Below are 19030 nucleotides of genomic sequence, written 5' to 3' on the forward strand. Positions count from 1 at the left end.
TTTTCTCCACTATAGTAGGTCAAATATTAATAATGGTGTAGTTAAAAGTAGCATGCTATCTGTCCAAATAACACATACAAGCCCACGACAAAATAAGTAAAAAAATTCGGTCAAGTTTTGACAGAATTCACATATACATTGGGATATACTGTTTTTGCCGGACGGAGGTGAAGACAGTAAATGGTTATTTATCTGGATATCATTCTACTCTTCAACTTTGCAATTGATGCCTTATTATTATGGTTTACTGCTTATTTTCGCAAAGAAAGAGTGGTCTGGTGGCGCATCATGCTTGCATCAGCAGTGGGAAGCTCCTATGTGGCCCTCTTCTTTTTTCCTGCGTTCTCCGGCTTGTATCAATGGTTTACCAAACTACTGTTTTCAGTCGTCATCTTGTGGATTTCGTTTGGGTATAGCCGTTTGTTTCATTTTTTTCAGCATGTGGTGATTTTTTATTTTGTGGCGTTTGTCTTTGGTGGGGGCGTATTTGCATTAACCTATCTGATGGCAGAACAGAGTGAAATTGTGAATGGCATCCTGATTACTCACAATGATAGCTTTGGCGTAGGCGCTAAACCTTCTCTCCTCATTCTCGTAGCTGGATTTGTCATGGTATTTTTTTTAAGCAAAAAAAGCTATCACTCCATTCAAGAACCACGCCGCCTCCATGCGTTTATGGTAGAGGTTGCAGTGACATTCCACGAAAAAACGGTGGGATGCAAGGGCCTTGTCGATACGGGTAACCAACTGCATGAACCGATTTCACGCATCCCGGTCATGGTAATGGAAAGTAGCTTGTTTGCGGGAATAATACCAGATCAAATTCTACGGGTGGCAGAAGGAGAGGGTGGGAAACTGGAGCAGCTAGAGAGCATTATGGATGAGCTTCCAGAAGAGTGGCAAGGTAGGGTAAGGCTCATTCCATTTCGCAGCGTATCAAGTGGATTCGACTTCTTACTGGCACTGAAGCCTGACCATGTTTTTCTTGAACAAAATGGAGTATCTCAAAAACACACGCGGGTTCTTATCGGTCTACAACACCATCCACTTTCACCTGATCGGAAATATCAGTCGATTGTGCATCCCGCACTCATGCAGCAGGAGGAGTCACAAGGTATTAGACATATCCCTACACCAGTAGAACAGGAGGGCTAGCATGTACGTAAAAATCCGTCTTGTATTGCAGTTGTTATGGTACCGCTTCTTGCTCAAAATCGGAGTAAAAGCTGATGAAATCTATTACATAGGCGGCAGTGAAGCATTACCACCACCGCTTACTCGTGAAGAAGAAGAACTCTTGCTTGCTCGCCTTCCCGCTGGAGACGGAGCTGTGCGTGGCATGCTGATTGAACGTAATCTACGTCTGGTCGTCTATATTGCACGCAAGTTCGAAAATACGGGCATAAACATTGAAGACCTGGTCAGCATCGGTACGATAGGCTTAATTAAGGCTGTGAACACCTTCGATCCGGAGAAAAATATCAAACTGGCTACCTACGCTTCACGTTGTATTGAAAATGAAATCCTGATGTACTTGCGTCGAAACAACAAGGTACGTTCCGAGGTCTCGTTTGATGAACCATTAAATATTGATTGGGACGGGAACGAATTATTGCTATCAGATGTATTGGGTACAGAAAACGATACGATTTACAAAAATATTGAAGATCAGGTAGATCGCAAATTATTGCATAAAGCACTGGACAAACTGAGTGATCGGGAACGAACGATCATGGAGCTACGGTTTGGACTGGCAGGGGAAGAAGAAAAAACACAAAAAGATGTTGCAGACTTGCTAGGCATTTCCCAATCTTATATTTCCAGACTTGAAAAGAGAATTATTAAACGACTTCGAAAAGAATTTAATAAAATGGTGTGACGCATATTTTACCAGTACGTGGAGATACTGTTCCTATCCATACCAGAAAGTGGGTAATTAACCTTCTTTTTCTGGTCTGTCGAGGAGGGAATGGTGTGTCACGCAACAAGGTAGAGATCTGTGGAGTAGACACTTCTAAGCTTCCGGTATTGAACAACAAAGAAATGAGGGAACTCTTCGAACGACTGCAAAGCGGTGAGTATCCTGCAAGAGAAAAGTTGGTCAACGGAAACCTGCGGCTCGTATTAAGTGTCATACAACGTTTTAACAACCGTGGCGAATTTGTAGATGATCTGTTTCAGGTAGGGTGTATTGGACTCATGAAAGCGATTGATAATTTTGATCTGGGACAGAATGTAAAGTTCTCCACTTACGCTGTACCGATGATCATTGGTGAGATCAGGAGATATCTGCGTGACAATAACCCGATCAGGGTATCGCGTTCTCTTCGGGATATTGCTTATAAAGCCTTGCAAGTACGCGACAATCTAACGAATAGACACTCCCGCGAGCCAACGATCATGGAAATATCGGATGAACTGAATGTCTCCAAGGAGGATGTCGTGTTCGCTTTAGATGCGATCCAGGACCCGGTATCTTTGTTTGAACCCATTTATCAGGATGGCGGCGACCCCATCTATGTGATGGATCAGATTAGTGATGAGAAGAACAAGGACATCTTCTGGGTGGAGGAGATTGCATTACGGGAAGGCATGCAACGCTTGGGAGAAAGGGAGAAACTGATCTTGTCCATGCGCTTTTATGAAGGGAAAACCCAGATGGAAGTTGCTGAAGAGATTGGAATCTCGCAGGCGCAAGTTTCACGTCTGGAAAAGGCAGCTATTTCCCACATGCAAAAACATGTACAATCGTAACATTTGCCACGAAACATGAAAAGATGAATACTGAATTTATTTTTACCCCCATAGAGGTATGTAAAAGGCTACTTTTACTGACCTATGTATGGGGGTTTTATTTTGGTTCTCACCACATATACATAGAAGTGGAGCGGTAATATAGAAGGCGGGGTGCAATGAATGATAAAAATCTCGGAATTTCAAGCCAAAGAAGTCGTCAATATTCTGGACGGAAAGAGATTAGGGCAGATTGCAGACCTGGAAATTGATTTGAAGGTAGGGCGTGTGGAGGCGATTGTAGTACCAGGAGAGGGCAGATTTTTTGGATTGATACAAGGGTCGGCTGAACATGTTATCCCTTGGAGAAATATTGTGAAAATCGGAAAAGATGTAGTACTTGTAAGATTGGAAGAAACATTGCGATTGGAATCAAAAAGAATAGATGAGGAGAAATGACGGGGAACAGGGAATCCCTTGCGATGATCAGGTAAAAACCAGTAAGATAAGGAGGAAGCTATAATACGAAATAGGATGGGAGAGCAGAAAGATGGAACCATTTCTGTTGAATGAAGAGACCAATACCCTGCAACTAGAGAAATGGGAAGCTGCCTATCCAGGGTTAGTGGCTGGTTTTACCACAAGATGGGGAGGAACCAGTCAGGATTCTTTTGACTCGTGTAACATGGGGTTACACGTAGGAGACGTTGATGAGCATGTTATTCAAAACCGTAGACGAATAGCCGATATACAAGGCTTTCCTTTTGAATCGTGGACATGTGCTGATCAGGTACATGGAAATGCCGTTGCGAAGGTGACTGCCGGTCATAAAGGGGCCGGCAGAAATGATTTGAAGAGTGTCATTAAAGAATCGGATGGGTTATATACGAACGAGAAAGGAATTTTTCTTACTTCGTTTTATGCCGACTGTGTTCCATTGTTGTTTGTAGACCCCCATTCAAAAGCTGTCGGAGTCGCTCATGCAGGTTGGAAAGGCAGCGTCTCTAATATAGGTAAATCTATGATAACTGCCCTCACAGGCGAATATGGAACTAATCCAGGTCAATTACTAGTGGCAATCGGACCAAGCATCGGGGTATGCTGCTACGAAGTGGACGAGCGGGTGATGGCTGAGGTTCGAAAGGCAACTGATGATTGGGAACAGGTAGCAACACCGAGTGAGCAATCTGATCGCTATATGCTAGATTTACGTCTACTTAATGAAAGATTACTAATTGATGCTGGTGTAGACCCGGCACATATTTCGATGACGAGCTATTGTACCAGTTGTCGAAACGACATCTTTTTCTCCCATCGAAGTGAAAACGGGAAAACGGGTAGAATGGCTTCATTTATTGGATGGAGGGAATAGAGAGAATGAGCAGATGGGTATCACAGGCAACGGTAGAAAAGCGATATGCGCAGATTGAGAAACGAATTGAGCAGGCTTGTGAGAGAACAGGACGTTCAAAAGAAGAGGTAAAAATAGTAGCTGTGACCAAATATGTTGACACACCTGCTATTGGAGAAATCCTGGAAGCAGGGCTTGGCCACATAGGTGAAAATCGAATTCAGGATGCACTGCCGAAGTATGAGGCTTATCGTGACCAGGCAATATGGCATTACATTGGACACCTTCAAACAAACAAGGTAAAAGATGTAGTGGGTCGGTTTACATACATTCATTCACTCGACAGACTATCTCTAGCAGAAGAGATCGAAAAGCGAGCAAGTATGATGGATATTGTCGTTTCTTGTTTTCTTCAGATCAATATTTCAGGAGAAAAGACAAAATATGGATTACATCCCGATGATGTCTTGGCATTTGTCAAAGAAACCAGTAATATGAAACATATAAGGATTGCTGGATTAATGACGATGGCACCTTATACCGATAATCAAGAAGAGGTTCGATACGTTTTCAGAGGTTTACGCGAATGGCAAGAGCGACTGAAAGAGTTGCATCTGCCCCATGTAACGGTTGAAGAGCTATCAATGGGAATGTCTGGTGATTATGAAGTTGCGATAGAAGAAGGAGCTACTTTTGTGCGCTTGGGTTCTGTACTGGTTGAACCAGAAGAGGTAGAGGCGTAATCTTCCCAAGTTGACACCTTAAAATCAAGCGTAGATAGGAGGATAAGCATGGGCGTTAGAAATAAGCTGATGAGGTTCCTAGGCTTGGAAGATGAAGAATACATTGAAGAATATGTAGAGGAATATGTGGAGGACGAGGATTCTTATCAGGAGAGTCCGCCAAAAAAGTCTACACAAAAAGGCGCAGGAAGTAATGTTGTTAGTATTCATGCTGCCAGAGAACGTGAGGGCATCCGTTTGATGTTATTTGAGCCGCGTCATTACAGTGATGCACAAGATATTGCTGATAGCTTGCGCAATAGAAGACCGGTAGTTATTAATCTGCAACGGGTCGAAAAAGATCAAGCGAAGCGAATTATCGATTTTTTGAGTGGTACTGTATATGCCTTAAATGGCGATATTCAAAAGGTAGGAGAGCAAATCTTTATTTGCACACCTGACCACGTTGATATACAGGGAACCATTTCAAGTGTCATCGTAGAAGAATAACAACTAGTCAGTTGAGGTGAATAAATGGAAATCGTAGTAAGGTTAATTGAAGGGGCTTTTAATATTTATTTTTACATGGTAATTGCGTATGTACTCATGTCTTGGGTACCTCAAATGCGCGAAACACCAATTGGTTCTATGTTGGAAAGATTGGTAGAACCATATCTTTCCCTATTCCGCAAAATAATTCCACCACTTGGATTCATTGACTTATCGCCTATGGTTGCGATGCTTGCATTGTATTTTGCCAAAGAAGGTTTAATTTCTCTTCTCTTCATGGCTTTTCTGTAGAGATAGGTGAATGGTGACTTCCATGAGCATGTACAATCATTTTCGTAAAGAAGAATATCCTTTCATCGAACGTGCTCTGGAGCTGTTTGGGCAGGTGGAAGACAGACAAATGATGAGGCTTACGGATTTTCTAGATCCTCGTCAGTTATTTATCTTGCAAAGCCTCAGCTCCAAGGCTCAGGGCGTGATCGTATCGGCTTTTGGTGGCTATGAGGGAGCAGAGAGGGTACGAGCTATCTTGCATCCTGCTTATATCATTCCCGAGGAAGCCGATTTTCGGCTGCGTTTGTTCGAGATTAAAGGCAATCAAAACTTCGTAAAACTAGAACACCGTGATTTAATGGGAGCTTTATTACATATTGGATTAAAAAGGGAAAAATTCGGCGACATATTGATGGGTGAGGAAGAGTGTCAGGTTGTGCTAGCTGATGAGGTTGTTAACTTTGTGCTTGCACAGGTTACTCATATTCATCGAGTACCCGTGTCCCTGTCAGAATTGCCTTTTCATGAATGTAAACCGCCTGTAAAAACAGGTAGTGAGAAGACAGTAACAGTTCCATCACCCAGACTGGATGCGATTGTAGGAGAGGCTTGTCGTCTTTCCAGAGCGAAAGCACTCCTTCCCATTCGTGCCGGTAAATGTAAAGTGAATTTTAAAGTGGTAGATGATCCCTCTCAGACGATAAAAGAGGGAGATATGATCTCACTTGCTGGCTTTGGTCGCTTTGAAGTAAAAGAGCTAACAGGACCAACGAGAAGCAGTCGGATGCGAGCTGTTCTATTTATTTACACGTAATTTGCTTGATTTTTCATGAGTCAGGCAGGATTCTTATAAGATTTTGTCGAAAATTACGGAAATCAACACTAGCTAGATAGCAGGAATCATTCGGATTTTATACTACGAGGAAAGTGGGGAATTATATCGTGCCATTATCACCTCGCGATATACATGATAAAGAGTTTAGCACTGGTTTTCGCGGTTACAATGTGGATGAGGTAAATGAGTTCCTCGATCAAATCATTAAGGATTTTGAACAATTAATGAAAGAGAAGAGAGAGCTGGAAGAACGTATGGCTCTTATGAACGAGCGCCTTGATCATTACAAAAATCTGGAGGAGAACCTGAGCAAATCCATTCTGGTGGCACAGGAAACTGCAGAGGAAGTGAAAAACAACGCTCGTAAGGAATCACAATTAGTATTGAAAGAGGCGGAAAAGAACGCCGATCGTATTGTGAACGAGGCTCTTGCTAAATCACGTCGAATTGCCATTGAGATTGAGGAATTGAAGAAACGTGCTTCTGTCTATCGTATGAGATTCCGCACGTTGCTTGAAGCTCAGCTAGAAATGCTGGAAAATGGCGATTGGGATGACCTGGAGAAAGCAACTTCTACTTTAGAGTAGGAATAAAGCATTGACGATCTGTTAATGATGGAATTATAATGTATACCAAGTTTTTATTTTGCAATTATACCTTATCGACGATGATCGGGAGAGTAAAAAACAGAGTAGCCATGTAGAGAGCCAGGCGGTTGGTGCAAGTCTGGACGGGACTGTTTTTGAAAATCACCCAGGAGTTCATACCTGAACACGTATTTTTGCGTTAGTAAGTGAGCGAAGCATTCACGTTACGAATGATAGAGTGGACAGGAGCCTGTAGCAGAGCTATTGGGTAACTGTTTATTAGGGTGGTACCACGGGAAGCTTTTCTCGTCCCTACAGGGGATGAGAGAGGCTTTTTTTTGCGTGTTCAGCTAGTACTACACAGCTTGTATGGAGTAGATTCTAGATTCGGATACACAAAAAAATAGACCAGATACGCCCAAGAGAGTAGAACCAGCTTCGTTGAGTTAACGTCGATAAGAGTTTTTCTTGAATATTTTCCAACATATAAAAGGAGTGAACGTACATGAGCATCGATTACGGCAAAACGCTTAACCTTCCAAAAACAGAGTTCCCGATGCGTGGTAACTTGCCTGTTCGCGAGCCAGAAGTAGCAGCAACATGGAATGAATTAGATATTTACCAAAAGGTATTGGAACGCACAAAAGGACGTCCTTCTTTTACTTTGCATGATGGTCCTCCATATGCGAATGGTGACATCCATATTGGTCATGCCTTGAATAAAGTTTTGAAGGACATTATTGTTCGCTATAAATCCATGGCAGGATTCTACGCACCGTATGTTCCAGGCTGGGATACGCATGGTTTGCCAATTGAGCAAGCGATTGTTAATGCGAAAAAACTGGATCGCCGCAACATTGAAGTGAACGAATTCCGTAAGCTGTGTGAAGAGTATGCATGGAGTTATGTAGACAAACAACGTGAACAGTTTAAGCGTCTTGGTATTCGTGGTGATTGGGAAAATCCTTACGTGACACTGCTTCCAGAATTCGAATCGGCACAGGTTCGCGTATTCGGAGCAATGGCTACAAAAGGATATATTTACAAAGGTCTACGTTGTGTGTATTGGTCTCCATCTTCTGAAACAGCTCTGGCTGATGCAGAAATTGAATATCAAGACAAGCGTTCAGCATCCATCTACGTTCGCTTTATGGTAGAGGACGGTAAAGGGAAATTGGATCAAGATACAGGCGTAATCATCTGGACCACTACTCCTTGGACTATTCCAGCTAACATGGCTATCTCTTTAAATCCTGAGCTAGAATATAGTGTTGTTCGAGCTGATGATAATAAATATTTGGTAGCATCTGGTCTGCTAGAATCTGTAACGAAAGAAATTGGTTGGGAACAAGTAGAAGTGCTATCTACTCTAAAAGGTTCTGAATTAGAAGGTGTTGTAACAAAACATCCATTCTATGATCGTCCATCTCCATTAATCTTGGGTGAGCACGTTACGCTTGACGCTGGTACCGGCTGCGTACACACAGCACCTGGACACGGGGAAGATGACTTTAACGTAGGGAAGGCTTATAACCTTGATGTTCTTTGCCCAGTTGATCATGAAGGTAAGATGACCAAAGAAGCTCCAGGCTTTGAAGGATTGTTCTATGAAGATGCGAATAAAGTGGTTTCTGAGAAATTGAAAGAACAGGGTGCTTTACTAAAACTTAGCTTTATCACTCACTCGTACCCTCATGACTGGCGTACGAAAAAGCCAATCATCTATCGTGCTACAGAACAATGGTTTGCTTCCATTGATGGATTCCGTGATCAGTTGCTAGAAGCGATTAAAAATGTGAAATGGATTCCTCATTGGGGTGAGACTCGCCTAGGTAACATGGTGGCTGACCGCGGCGACTGGTGTATCTCTCGTCAACGTGTATGGGGTGTGCCGATTCCAATTTTTTATTGTAAATCATGCAATGAGCCAATCATTAATGAACAAACCATCGACCATATTGCGAATCTGTTTGAAAAAGAAGGATCAAGCGTCTGGTTTGCTCGTGAAGCTGATGAATTAATCCCTGAGGGACTTACTTGCTCTTGCGGCTGCAATGAATTCCGCAAAGAAACAGACATCATGGATGTATGGTTCGACTCCGGGTCATCCCATGCAGCAGTGCTTCGTCAACGTGAAGAACTAAGCTGGCCTGCTGATTTGTATCTGGAAGGTTCTGACCAGTATCGTGGTTGGTTCAACTCATCATTGTCTACATCGGTAGCAGTTTTTGGACAGGCTCCGTATAAAGGCGTACTTAGCCACGGTTTCACAATGGATGGAGAAGGACGCAAAATGTCCAAGTCCTTGGGTAACACAATTGCACCTGTACAAGTAACAGAGAAATTAGGAGCGGATATCCTTCGCTTGTGGGTATCTTCCGTAGATTATCAATCTGATCACCGTATCTCAGATGCGATTTTGGCTCAAAATGCAGAGGTATATCGCAAAATCCGTAATACCTTCCGCTTCTTGCTAGGTAATCTGGATGGATTTGATCCTACTAAACATCGTGTAGACTACGATCGTTTACCTGAATTTGATCGCTTTATGCTTGCAAAAACGGCAGAAGTTGTTAAGCGTGCGCGTAAAGCATACGATGAGTATCAATTCCATACGGTATATCAAACTGTGCACAATTTCTGCACCATTGAATTATCTTCGTTCTTCATGGATATCTCTAAGGATCGTCTCTATGTAGAAGCGCCAGATAGTGAAAAACGCCGTGTAGCACAAACCATTATGTATGACATCTTGCTAGATCTGGTTAAATTACTCTCCCCAATCATTCCGCATACAGCGGATGAAGTGTGGAAATATATCCCTGGAGTAAGCGAGGCAAGTGTTCAGCTTACAGATATGCCAGAGGTGAATGAGCAACATCTATCCTTTGGTAAAGAATTGCAAGATAAATGGAACGCATTCCTGGAAGTGCGCGATGAAGTATTGAAGGCAATGGAAGAAGCTCGTGCTAACAAAGTATTTGGTAACTCTGTGGATGCGAAGTTAGTACTATATCCACAAACGGATGAGGTTTACCAAACCTTGGCTAGCATGGATGACCTGGCTGATCTATTCATCGTGGCTCAAGTTGAATTGCATGAAGCGGGAGCTACTGCTTCTGAGGGAGCTGCCAAGTTGGAGGGAATCTCAGTTGCAGTGCTTCCAGCAGATGGTGAAAAATGTGAACGTTGCCGTGTTGTTAAAACGGATGTAGGACAGGTGGAGAAACATCCAACTGTATGTGTACGTTGTGCAACCATCGTAGATGAGCATTTTACTGCTTAAGAATAAGAGAGTTATAACAGAATAAGGATAACCTATACAAAAAGCGTTCTTGCCTTGGGAAAATAATTCCCTGGTAAGAACGTTTTTTTGTCGGGCATACTACCTTTGCAAAGAGTCCTCAAAGAAACAAGGGAGGCAACCTAAATGGACAAAAGAACTCTCGCCAATTTACGTGAGCGATTATTAGATGAAAAAGAAAGCCTGCAACTACGCCTAGAGGAAAATAATCATTATGGAATGGAAAGCTCTATGGGGCAGGCTGTGTCGGAACTCTCAACCTACGATAACCATCCCGCTGATATAGGGACAGAAATGTTTGAGCGTGAAAAGGATATTGCCTTGTACCAGCTGGACAGAGAAACCATGCGAGAGATTGATCAGGCATTGGTTCGGATGGAAAAAGGTACATATGGCATATGTACTGTTTGTGGAAAAGAGATAGCAGTGGATCGATTAATTGCACTCCCCCAAGCGCTTACGTGTAAGGAGCATGCACCAGCACCTAACATTAACCATCAGCGCCCGATAGAAGAAGAGTTTTTGAAATCGCCGTTTGGTCGGACTTCTCTAGATGATGAAGACAAAAACTATTTTGATGGGGAAGATGCGTGGCAGATTGTTGAGTCCTGGGGTACTTCCAGCACTCCTTTTTCCTATAACGATCCTAACAAGCTCGATTACAATGAGATGTTTATTGAATCTGATGAGCCAGAGGGATATGTAGAAGCAGTAGAACAGATCGGTTACACGGACATTTATGGCTATAATGGTCCTGATAGTGTTCATTTTATTCGAAGCGACGCGTACAACAACTATATGCATAACGATGAAGGCAGGGGCATCATGATGTCGTACGAGGAATACTTGGACAACTTGGCAAAACAGGAAGCAAATGAGGATTTGACTTGATGGTTCGGGGGATATCATGATTATCGAACGTATAGACACGTACCCCTGTTTGTATGAACTTCCTACACCTTATGGAGATGCAAATGGATATAAGAAATATCGCTCCTGTTACTTGATTAAAATTACAACTTGTTCTGGCATAGAAGGCTGGGGCGAGTGTATAGACTGGCTGCCAACGCTTGATGTGGGATTTCGCGAACGCATTATACCGTATTTGATAGGAAAAAATGCGACTGACCGAATCAAAGTAAGTAAGGTAATTAAAAAATGGCATCAACGTGCCGCTACGGCTGTCAGTATGGCTCTGACCGAAATAATGGCGAAGGCTACCGGCCTTTTTGTTTGCCAACTCTGGGGAGGTCAATGGCATGAACGGATTCCTGTCTATGCCTCCTTTCAGACGTATCAAGAGAGCGCTGATTGGACAAAGCACTCTTTGCAAATAGTTTCTAAGGCGGTTGCAGAAGGCTATAGCATGGCAAAAGTAAAAATTGGTGGGAGAACTGTTAAGGAGGATCAAGCTCATATTTCGCTGTTGCAAAACGAACTAGCAAAGAGCATGTCCTTTGCTCTTGATGCTAATCAAAGCTACGACGTGGCAACCATATGTGAGTGGCAGTCTCTTCTTCAAAAGTGGTCAAACATCATGTGGATAGAAGAACCACTACCCATGGAGCGTATCAATGACTATGCATTACTGCGGGCAAAGCTGCCAGTGGCGCTGGCAGGTGGAGAGAACATTCTTAACGTAAAACCGTTTCTTGGGTTATGTCAGCAGGGTGCCATTGATATTGCTCAGCCTGATCCGATGCACGAGGATGGGATCGATGGATATCGGCATACGCTAGAAACCATGCGAAGTATAGGTGTCAGAGTGTCTCCCCATGTTTTTGATGGGGGACTTTCCCGCCTTTATGCACTCCTTGCACAGGCATGTTTACCACCATGGGGCAAGATGACTGGAGAAGAAATTGAGCCAGTGGAGTGGGATGTTATGGAAAATCCATTTACTGAAATGATCTCTCTTCGTCCGGTAAGCGGTTATGTGACGATACGACAAGGCGTAGGAATTGGTGTGGAAATCGATCAGGACCTTCTTGCTCATTACCGCTGGGATGGAAGAATGTATCAAGCGTAATGAATCAACATTGAAAGGAGAATTCAAGTATGGCTGCCGAGGCACATGTACAACAGAGCAACTCCAAAAACCTGGTTGGACTGACGGGAGTTCCGTTGGTAATGGTTCTTGGCAACTCAATGCTCATTCCTATTTTGCCAACCATGAAAACTGAGCTTAGCTTAACGACATTTCAAACCAGTTTCTTAATCACTGCATTCTCCATTGCTGCTGGGCTTGTTATACCTCTAGCGGGATATCTCTCTGATCGCTTTAATCGTAAAATGGTTATAACTATTGCGCTATCTTTATATGGAATAGGCGGTTTAGTCGCTGGACTTGCCGCGCTATGGATGGACAATCCATACGGGATTATCATAGCAGGTCGGGTATTGCAGGGGATTGGTGCAGCAGGAACTTCACCTATAGCTATGGCATTAGTGGGTGATTTGTTTGACGGAGCATCCGAAAGTAGAGCGCTTGGTTTATTGGAAACATCAAACGGATTAGGGAAGGTTCTTTCTCCCATCCTAGGTTCTCTGTTTGCGTTATGGACATGGTACGCGGTGTTTCTAGCATTTCCTGTAATCTGCGCAGTTGTACTTGTGATCTTTTTAATGCTGGTAAAAGAAAAAAAACAAGACAAGAAACCAAAATCAGTTAAAGAGTATATAGCTTCTATTGGTAAAGTCTTTAAGAAAAATGGAAAATGGCTTATTCCTGCATTTTTTATCGGGAGTATCTGTTTATCCACTTTATTCGGGGTCTTGTTTTACCTGTCTGACCTGCTTGAAGAAACGTATGGCATAGATGGCGTGTTAAAAGGATTGTTTCTTGCTATTCCACTACTTGCAATGAGTATCACAGCGTTTATTACAGGAGCAATAATTAAGAAAAGATTGACGCTGATGCGTGCTCTGATCGTCACAGGTATGCTACTGTTAACCATTTCTTATGTAGTTGCCAGCTTTATTCAAAATGTGTATGTCTTAATAGGTATCCTCGTTATTGGTAGCGTCGGTACTGGAATGATCTTGCCTTGTCTTAATTCCATGATCATAGGCTCTGTTAAAAAATCGGAGCGTGGTATGATAACTTCTCTCTATAATGGGGTTAGGTTTATTGGCGTCGCATTAGGGCCGCCTATTTTTACGTGGTTACTTGGATTTTCAACGAAAGTCATGTTTTTTTCAATTGCCACGGTTAGTTTGATATTTGCAGCTCTTGCCTTTTTCCTAATTACCCCGCAAAAACAGGAGAGTAGTTTATCAACAGAGGAAGATACCTCCAAGAGATCGGATGAGGGTAATAAAAAGGATGAAAAACAACTGCTTGATACGAAATCGCTGGAAGAAATGGCTGTAATGATTGGGATAAAGGAAAAAAGCAAAGAAGACGCAAGAAAAGAAACAGCGCAGAAAGAGTTAGGATTTGATCCTTCTGAACTTCTAGCCAAAATCATGGAGAAAAAAGAAAACAACAATGAGAAGGATAAAGCCAAATAGGGAATAACCCGGTAAGAATGCAAATATCTTTTGCATGATCCGGGTTATTTTGTGTGAGGATCGTATTCGTGAGGTTAGGAAGTTCTTTCTACCCATTTATAGATTTGGCACATGGTTTCATCCAGATTTGTGGTCACGTTCTGAGAAGGTAATGACCAGCGATTGGTATTAAAATAACCAGCGTGTAATCGCATACCACGTAATTTTGGATCATATGGGATTTTTACTTGGAGAAAGGGAGATCTGAATGACCAAGGCTTCGTATAGGTAATAGGATCTCCCCATTTTCCTGCGGCTTTTAGTACAGCGGTTTTATGAGATAGTCGTTTAGGAATAATTTTTGGAGACCCAATTTGGACGATTAGTTCAACTTCAATTTGCGTCTCTTCAAGTAACCGGATAGCAGCCCACACAGCTGCTACTCCCCCACCTGAATGTCCAATAAGAACAAGCTTACCGCCGTTCTGATATCGTTTTTTTATTTCATTAGCTACATAAGCACCACCGAAGGAACCGTTACGGTAATCTTTTCGCACCTGAGCTATCTGTTTCCACAGAGCTTTTTTTCGAGCGGGTAAATCCATTCCATCCATAACTCCATACGGAAAAAGACTATAAGTCTGCACAGTTTGTCCTCTTGAAGAGAAATGTTGAATCGCATGTTGCTGTGCACCTTCAAAAAAATAGGACCATGACTGTATTCCAGCAATAAAGACGAATGTATAGTCATAGGAGGTAGATACCTTCAAGTTATCAAATCCTTATTGGTGTAATTGGAAAAAATGTCTTCCCTAGATTTTACCATAGAGGATTAATGATACGGAAGAAGAGGTGAGGCTCTACTCTGCTACATGGACTACCTAGAGTGTAATCAGAGGAATTGGATTTTCTAACGATGCAATATCGTCTTCAAAAGAGATCCTACGAGATAACTTATCCGCAGCAAGAGAGAAAAGTTATTTACTATCAATCCGATAAGATCGGAAGGATATTTCTGGCGAAGGATGAAACATACTGGACGTTAGTAGACATTGCCATACTTCCAACATTCAGAGGTCTCGGCAATGGCTCGCAGGTATTGAAACAAATTCTCGATTTAGCACAAAAAAGTAAGGTACATGTACGGTTACAAGTTTTACACTCAAATTCAGGGGCCAGGCTCTCTATGAACAACTTGGCTTCATCGTACGTGACAACTCTGACATGTATCGGCAGATGGAATGGGTAGGCTTCAAGGAATAAGAAGGGGCACCCATGCATTTTGTGTTACAACGTTGATTTGCTCTGGAAATGGATAATAGCAGGATCTATGTCTAAAAAAACAAGACCTCTTAGACCGTTAGCGGTTAACAAAGATCTTGTTTTTTTATTATGATTCATTTTTAACCCATCTGAAGTTTCGATATTTCGGCTAGAGCTAGCGGATATACATCATCTTTCATAAATGGACTGAACTTCGGATCGTTGAGTAGATCTTTTACACGAGGGGGTTCATCATAAAGAACAGCTCCACCAACAGAACCCTCACGAATAATCGCAACTTGGCGTTCTGCTTCAGCTAGATAAATATCCTTGACGATGTTTGACCCAACAGTATATTGCCCAATTTTAGTTATGGAAGATAGGTGATAGCCCGTCTCTTCATAGGTTTCACGAACGGCTGCTGCTATGCTTGATTCTCCTGGCTCCACTTTACCCCCGGGAAGCTCTATGCCTCGTTTGGTATGGATGGTCAACAATAGTTTACCTTGATAATATGGAAAAACAAGCACATGCATGGCTTGTTCTTTATGAAATTCTTTCGGGTCAAATGTTAGCGTTATAGGTACGCCGGATTGATCATGAAAGGTGTACATCTTTTGCCTCCTTGATGCAAAGTGAGATGTGCTTGGCTGTTTTCATAGCCTGCCCGATGGCTAGGGAAAGGCTGGAATAAAGGCTTCCATTCGCGCTGTCACCAATCGAATACATCCAAGGGTTCACTGTGCGCTGGAATTCATCTACTTGAATAAAGCCCATATCTCCTTGAGGCAGGTTAATGATGTCATTCGTTTGAGAAGTGACACCTATGCGAGGCATAATCCAGTCAACAGAGATTTGCTGGCTAGCTGATTTCGTATGGAACGTGACCAGACAGCGGTCGTCCATAGCGATAGCATTCTCCACTTCTGTATGCATGAGAATTGTCACGTTGGGTAGTAAACAAGCTTTAGCCACCCACTCTTCTCTTGCTCGAAAATGTCCGTTTCGTACCAACAGCCATATATGGCTGGCATGGGGGGATAGGTTACAAACACTTTCAAGTGCGCGATCTCCCCCTCCAATGACCATGACGTCCTTCTGGTGAAGCAATCCTGCCTGAGCTGTTGTAGAAAAATATGGACCTAATACATAAGAGGATACCTGATCCAGCACTGGTAGTGTTACTTGTCTGACACCTGTTGCAAGCACAACATAATCAGCACGGTACGATTGTTTATCTGTGATAACCTGTTTCCCGGTCGTATCAATCTGGTTCAGTTTTTCCTGAAACCTAATAGGAATGTCTAACTCTTGCACAGTATGAAGCAATTCTTTGAGTAACTCTTCCCCATCCTTATATACTCTTGGGGGTAAATCCCAGATGCGACTATGAATATGGGAAATTTGACCGCCAAGTCGATCATGTTGTTCGATGACAGCATAGGAAAGCCCCAGGCGCTTGCACCAGATGGCTGTTGATATTCCGGCAATACCTGCGCCGATTATCAAGACTTGCACATGTTCCACTCCAATTCCCCTCGTTTCTTTCTTTTTCCTTCTCACATCTGTATTCTTATTATACCAAAGCATATGTTTTGTGCCGCAAAAATACGTGTTACAATAGGACGGCCAACACTTTGGACCGTATATGACCACGTTGGGAGGAAATAAACGTGAAGGTCATCATTGCAGAAAAACCGGATCAGGCAAGTAAATTGGCTAGTCCATTTCCCCATAAAAAACAACAAGGGTATATTGAAATTCGCCCAAATAGCTTATTTCCGGAAGGGGCCATTGCCACATGGGCAATCGGTCATATTTGTGAGCTTTTGCCGCCGGAGGAATATAATCCTGCTTGGAAAAAGTGGGCGGTTGAATCGTTACCCATTATTCCGGAACATTTTTCTTATCGGGTAACAAAAAGTAAATACAAGCAATTTCAGGTAATTCAGCAATTATTGAAGCGACCAGATATAACAGGAGTCATTCATGCGGGCGATGCCGGGCGAGAAGGGGAACTGATTGTTCGAACAATTCTTATGACCTGTAAAATTAAAAAGCCCATGCAACGACTATGGATTTCATCGTTAACAGATAAGTCAATCATTGATGGCTTTACGAATTTATTACAGGAAACAGATACCCGCAATCTCTATTATGAGGCGTACAGCAGGGCATGTGCAGATTGGCTGATAGGAATGAATGCATCTCGCATTTATACGATTTTACTAAAGCAAAAAGGGATCTCTGATGTGTTTTCCGCAGGACGTGTTCAGACTCCTACACTTGCGCTTGTAGTAAAACGTGAAAAAGAGATCGCCAACTTTACATCGGAACCATTTTGGGAGGTCCTCGCTTCCTTTCAGATTGAAGGGAAAAAATATGATGGGATTTGGCAAAAAGATGGTGAGTCTCGTCTGTTTGACCAGCAGATGGCAGAGCGAATCGCTCAGTTTTGTGAGAAAAAACCCGCTCGTGTGCAAGAGGTTAAAAAAGAACGGAAAGAGTTTTTACCACCATTCCTGTTCAATTTATCTTCATTGCAAGCTACAGCTAACAAGCTATATAAATATTCACCAAAGTCAACACTAGATATTGCCCAACAGTTGTATATGAAAGGTTATATTTCTTACCCACGTTCTGATTCTAGCTTTGTCACACCCGGAGAGGCCAAGACATTTCCAGATATTCTGGACAAATTAGCAAAAAAAGAGGAGTATCAGACATTTTTCCCTGCACCGATTTCTTCCATTCAGCAGAATAAACGATACGTGAATGAAAAAAAGGTAACTGATCACTATGCGATCATCCCAACTGAGCAGGTTCCAAACACAAGTAAATTGTCTCAGGAAGAGCGGAATATCTATGATTTGATCGTGCGTAGATTAATTGCTGCTCATTATGAATCTGCCATTTTTGATTATACGAACATTACTACGTTAGTGGATGAACGTGCCACATTTATTAGTAAAGGGAAGTTTCAGGTACAAGCTGGCTGGCGTACCGTATTGTTTCAGGAAAAGGATGAGGATGAGAAGGATGAGGAAAAGCTTCTTCCCCCTCTTGAAGAAAATGAAACAGGCAAAGTGAGTAAAGTGAAAGTGAAATCTGGGAAAACACAACCTCCTAAGCGATACACAGAGGGACAGTTGATTACCTTGATGAAGACAGCAGGAAAACATTTAGATAACAAGGATCTGGAGAAAGTTCTGAGTAAGACGGAAGGGCTGGGAACAGAAGCGACTCGTGCCAGCATTATTACGATGTTAAAAGATCGGAAATATATTGAAGTCAAAAAAAATCAGGTGTTTGCGACTCAAAAAGGAATTCTCTTAATAGATGCGATAGGTGATAAAATATTAGCTTCACCTGAGATGACAGCACGATGGGAACAGCGACTGGCAGAAATTGGTCAAGGAGCTGCCTCTGCACAAGCGTTCATGGAACAAGTGAAGAAGTTAACGCATAAAATTGTGCTGGATGCTACGGAGCAGTCTGCCCAATGGAATTTTGATGGTGTTGATTTGGAAGCTATGCCTGCTACTAGCTCCAAATTTACTGTAGGAAAAAAGGTGGCAAAGTGCCGTGTGTGTGGCGGGAGTATTGTTGATAAGGGTAAATTTTATGGCTGCGATCAGTTTAATAAAACAGGATGTAAAGTGACATTACCAAAGAAGCTCCTCACTAAATCTCTCTCGATGACCATTGTGAAAAAATTGATGGAAGACGGAACTACAAATGTTATGAAAGGATTTAAAAAAGGGGAGAAAACTTTTGATGCCAGGCTGGTATGGGAAGATGAGAAACAGCAATTTACCTTCCAGTTTGAAAACAACTATGCCTCAACGTCACGCCCCTCTAACAAAAAAATGACAGAGGCCTTGTACTCGTAACGAGAACGAACGCACAAATGCCAACATAACGAAGAGAGATGGTGTTACATGTGGTACAGTTGAATCC

General features: G+C 42.5%; 19 protein-coding genes and 1 other annotated feature. Of the genes, 16 read left to right on the forward strand and 3 right to left on the reverse strand.

The window, feature by feature from the left end:
- Window positions 1-180: 180 nt before the first annotated feature.
- The 14 genes from spoIIGA (at window position 181) to LM917_RS15330 (ending at window position 13828) form a co-directional block, all read left to right on the forward strand.
- Window positions 181-1155 (forward strand): sigma-E processing peptidase SpoIIGA, encoded by a 975-nt coding sequence (gene spoIIGA, locus LM917_RS15265; protein WP_232698395.1) that lies wholly within the window; start codon window positions 181-183, stop codon window positions 1153-1155.
- Window position 1156: 1 nt separating this feature from the next.
- The gene (sigE, locus tag LM917_RS15270) at window positions 1157-1879 is read left to right on the forward strand and encodes an RNA polymerase sporulation sigma factor SigE (protein WP_232698396.1); all 723 of its coding nucleotides are present in this window, start codon (window positions 1157-1159) and stop codon (window positions 1877-1879) included.
- 95 nt (window positions 1880-1974) lie between these two features.
- The gene (gene sigG, locus LM917_RS15275; RefSeq protein ID WP_232698397.1) at window positions 1975-2754 is read left to right on the forward strand and encodes an RNA polymerase sporulation sigma factor SigG; all 780 of its coding nucleotides are present in this window, start codon (window positions 1975-1977) and stop codon (window positions 2752-2754) included.
- Window positions 2755-2916: 162 nt separating this feature from the next.
- On the forward strand, window positions 2917-3192 hold the full coding sequence (locus tag LM917_RS15280) for a YlmC/YmxH family sporulation protein (protein ID WP_232698398.1): 276 nt from the start codon (window positions 2917-2919) through the stop codon (window positions 3190-3192).
- 91 nt (window positions 3193-3283) lie between these two features.
- The gene (gene pgeF, locus LM917_RS15285) at window positions 3284-4105 is read left to right on the forward strand and encodes a peptidoglycan editing factor PgeF (RefSeq protein WP_232698399.1); all 822 of its coding nucleotides are present in this window, start codon (window positions 3284-3286) and stop codon (window positions 4103-4105) included.
- A gap of 5 nt (window positions 4106-4110) precedes the next feature.
- The gene (locus LM917_RS15290; protein WP_232698400.1) at window positions 4111-4827 is read left to right on the forward strand and encodes a YggS family pyridoxal phosphate-dependent enzyme; all 717 of its coding nucleotides are present in this window, start codon (window positions 4111-4113) and stop codon (window positions 4825-4827) included.
- Window positions 4828-4875: 48 nt separating this feature from the next.
- Window positions 4876-5316: a cell division protein SepF gene (locus tag LM917_RS15295; RefSeq protein ID WP_232698401.1), complete on the forward strand. Its 441-nt coding sequence runs from the start codon at window positions 4876-4878 to the stop codon at window positions 5314-5316.
- A gap of 24 nt (window positions 5317-5340) precedes the next feature.
- Window positions 5341-5607, forward strand: coding sequence for a YggT family protein (locus LM917_RS15300; RefSeq protein WP_232698402.1), 267 nt, complete (start codon window positions 5341-5343; stop codon window positions 5605-5607).
- Between the two features lie 22 nt (window positions 5608-5629).
- Window positions 5630-6403: a YlmH family RNA-binding protein gene (locus LM917_RS15305; protein WP_232698403.1), complete on the forward strand. Its 774-nt coding sequence runs from the start codon at window positions 5630-5632 to the stop codon at window positions 6401-6403.
- A gap of 128 nt (window positions 6404-6531) precedes the next feature.
- Window positions 6532-7011 (forward strand): DivIVA domain-containing protein, encoded by a 480-nt coding sequence (locus LM917_RS15310; protein WP_232698404.1) that lies wholly within the window; start codon window positions 6532-6534, stop codon window positions 7009-7011.
- Window positions 7012-7082: 71 nt separating this feature from the next.
- Window positions 7083-7328: a binding site (T-box leader), on the forward strand.
- 194 nt (window positions 7329-7522) lie between these two features.
- On the forward strand, window positions 7523-10297 hold the full coding sequence (ileS, locus tag LM917_RS15315) for an isoleucine--tRNA ligase (RefSeq protein WP_232698431.1): 2775 nt from the start codon (window positions 7523-7525) through the stop codon (window positions 10295-10297).
- Window positions 10298-10441: 144 nt separating this feature from the next.
- Window positions 10442-11206, forward strand: coding sequence for a TraR/DksA C4-type zinc finger protein (locus LM917_RS15320; protein WP_232698405.1), 765 nt, complete (start codon window positions 10442-10444; stop codon window positions 11204-11206).
- A gap of 16 nt (window positions 11207-11222) precedes the next feature.
- Window positions 11223-12344 (forward strand): mandelate racemase/muconate lactonizing enzyme family protein, encoded by a 1122-nt coding sequence (locus LM917_RS15325; RefSeq protein WP_232698406.1) that lies wholly within the window; start codon window positions 11223-11225, stop codon window positions 12342-12344.
- Window positions 12345-12373: 29 nt separating this feature from the next.
- Window positions 12374-13828, forward strand: coding sequence for an MFS transporter (locus tag LM917_RS15330; protein WP_232698407.1), 1455 nt, complete (start codon window positions 12374-12376; stop codon window positions 13826-13828).
- A 74-nt stretch (window positions 13829-13902) separates the two neighbouring features.
- Here LM917_RS15330 and LM917_RS15335 read toward each other — a convergent pair whose 3' ends face one another.
- Complete coding sequence (locus LM917_RS15335) at window positions 13903-14577, reverse strand: hypothetical protein (protein ID WP_232698408.1); 675 nt, start codon at window positions 14575-14577, stop codon at window positions 13903-13905.
- A gap of 146 nt (window positions 14578-14723) precedes the next feature.
- Between LM917_RS15335 and LM917_RS15340 the strand changes: the two genes are divergently transcribed.
- Window positions 14724-15056: a GNAT family N-acetyltransferase gene (locus LM917_RS15340; RefSeq protein ID WP_232698409.1), complete on the forward strand. Its 333-nt coding sequence runs from the start codon at window positions 14724-14726 to the stop codon at window positions 15054-15056.
- 154 nt (window positions 15057-15210) lie between these two features.
- On the opposite strand, the gene LM917_RS15345 is transcribed toward LM917_RS15340, so the two are convergent.
- On the reverse strand, window positions 15211-15684 hold the full coding sequence (locus LM917_RS15345; protein WP_232698410.1) for an NUDIX domain-containing protein: 474 nt from the start codon (window positions 15682-15684) through the stop codon (window positions 15211-15213).
- Window positions 15668-16597 carry an NAD(P)/FAD-dependent oxidoreductase gene (locus LM917_RS15350; RefSeq protein ID WP_232698411.1) on the reverse strand — a complete coding sequence of 310 codons (930 nt, stop codon included), beginning with the start codon at window positions 16595-16597 and terminating at the stop codon, window positions 15668-15670. Before LM917_RS15350 ends, LM917_RS15345 begins: the two co-directional genes overlap by 17 nt.
- A gap of 146 nt (window positions 16598-16743) precedes the next feature.
- On the opposite strand from LM917_RS15350, the gene LM917_RS15355 reads away from it, so the two are divergent.
- Complete coding sequence (locus LM917_RS15355) at window positions 16744-18963, forward strand: DNA topoisomerase III (protein WP_232698412.1); 2220 nt, start codon at window positions 16744-16746, stop codon at window positions 18961-18963.
- Window positions 18964-19030 lie beyond the last annotated feature (67 nt).

It is taken from the genome of Brevibacillus daliensis, assembly GCF_021245735.1.
Taxonomy (GTDB): domain Bacteria; phylum Bacillota; class Bacilli; order Brevibacillales; family Brevibacillaceae; genus Brevibacillus_B; species Brevibacillus_B daliensis.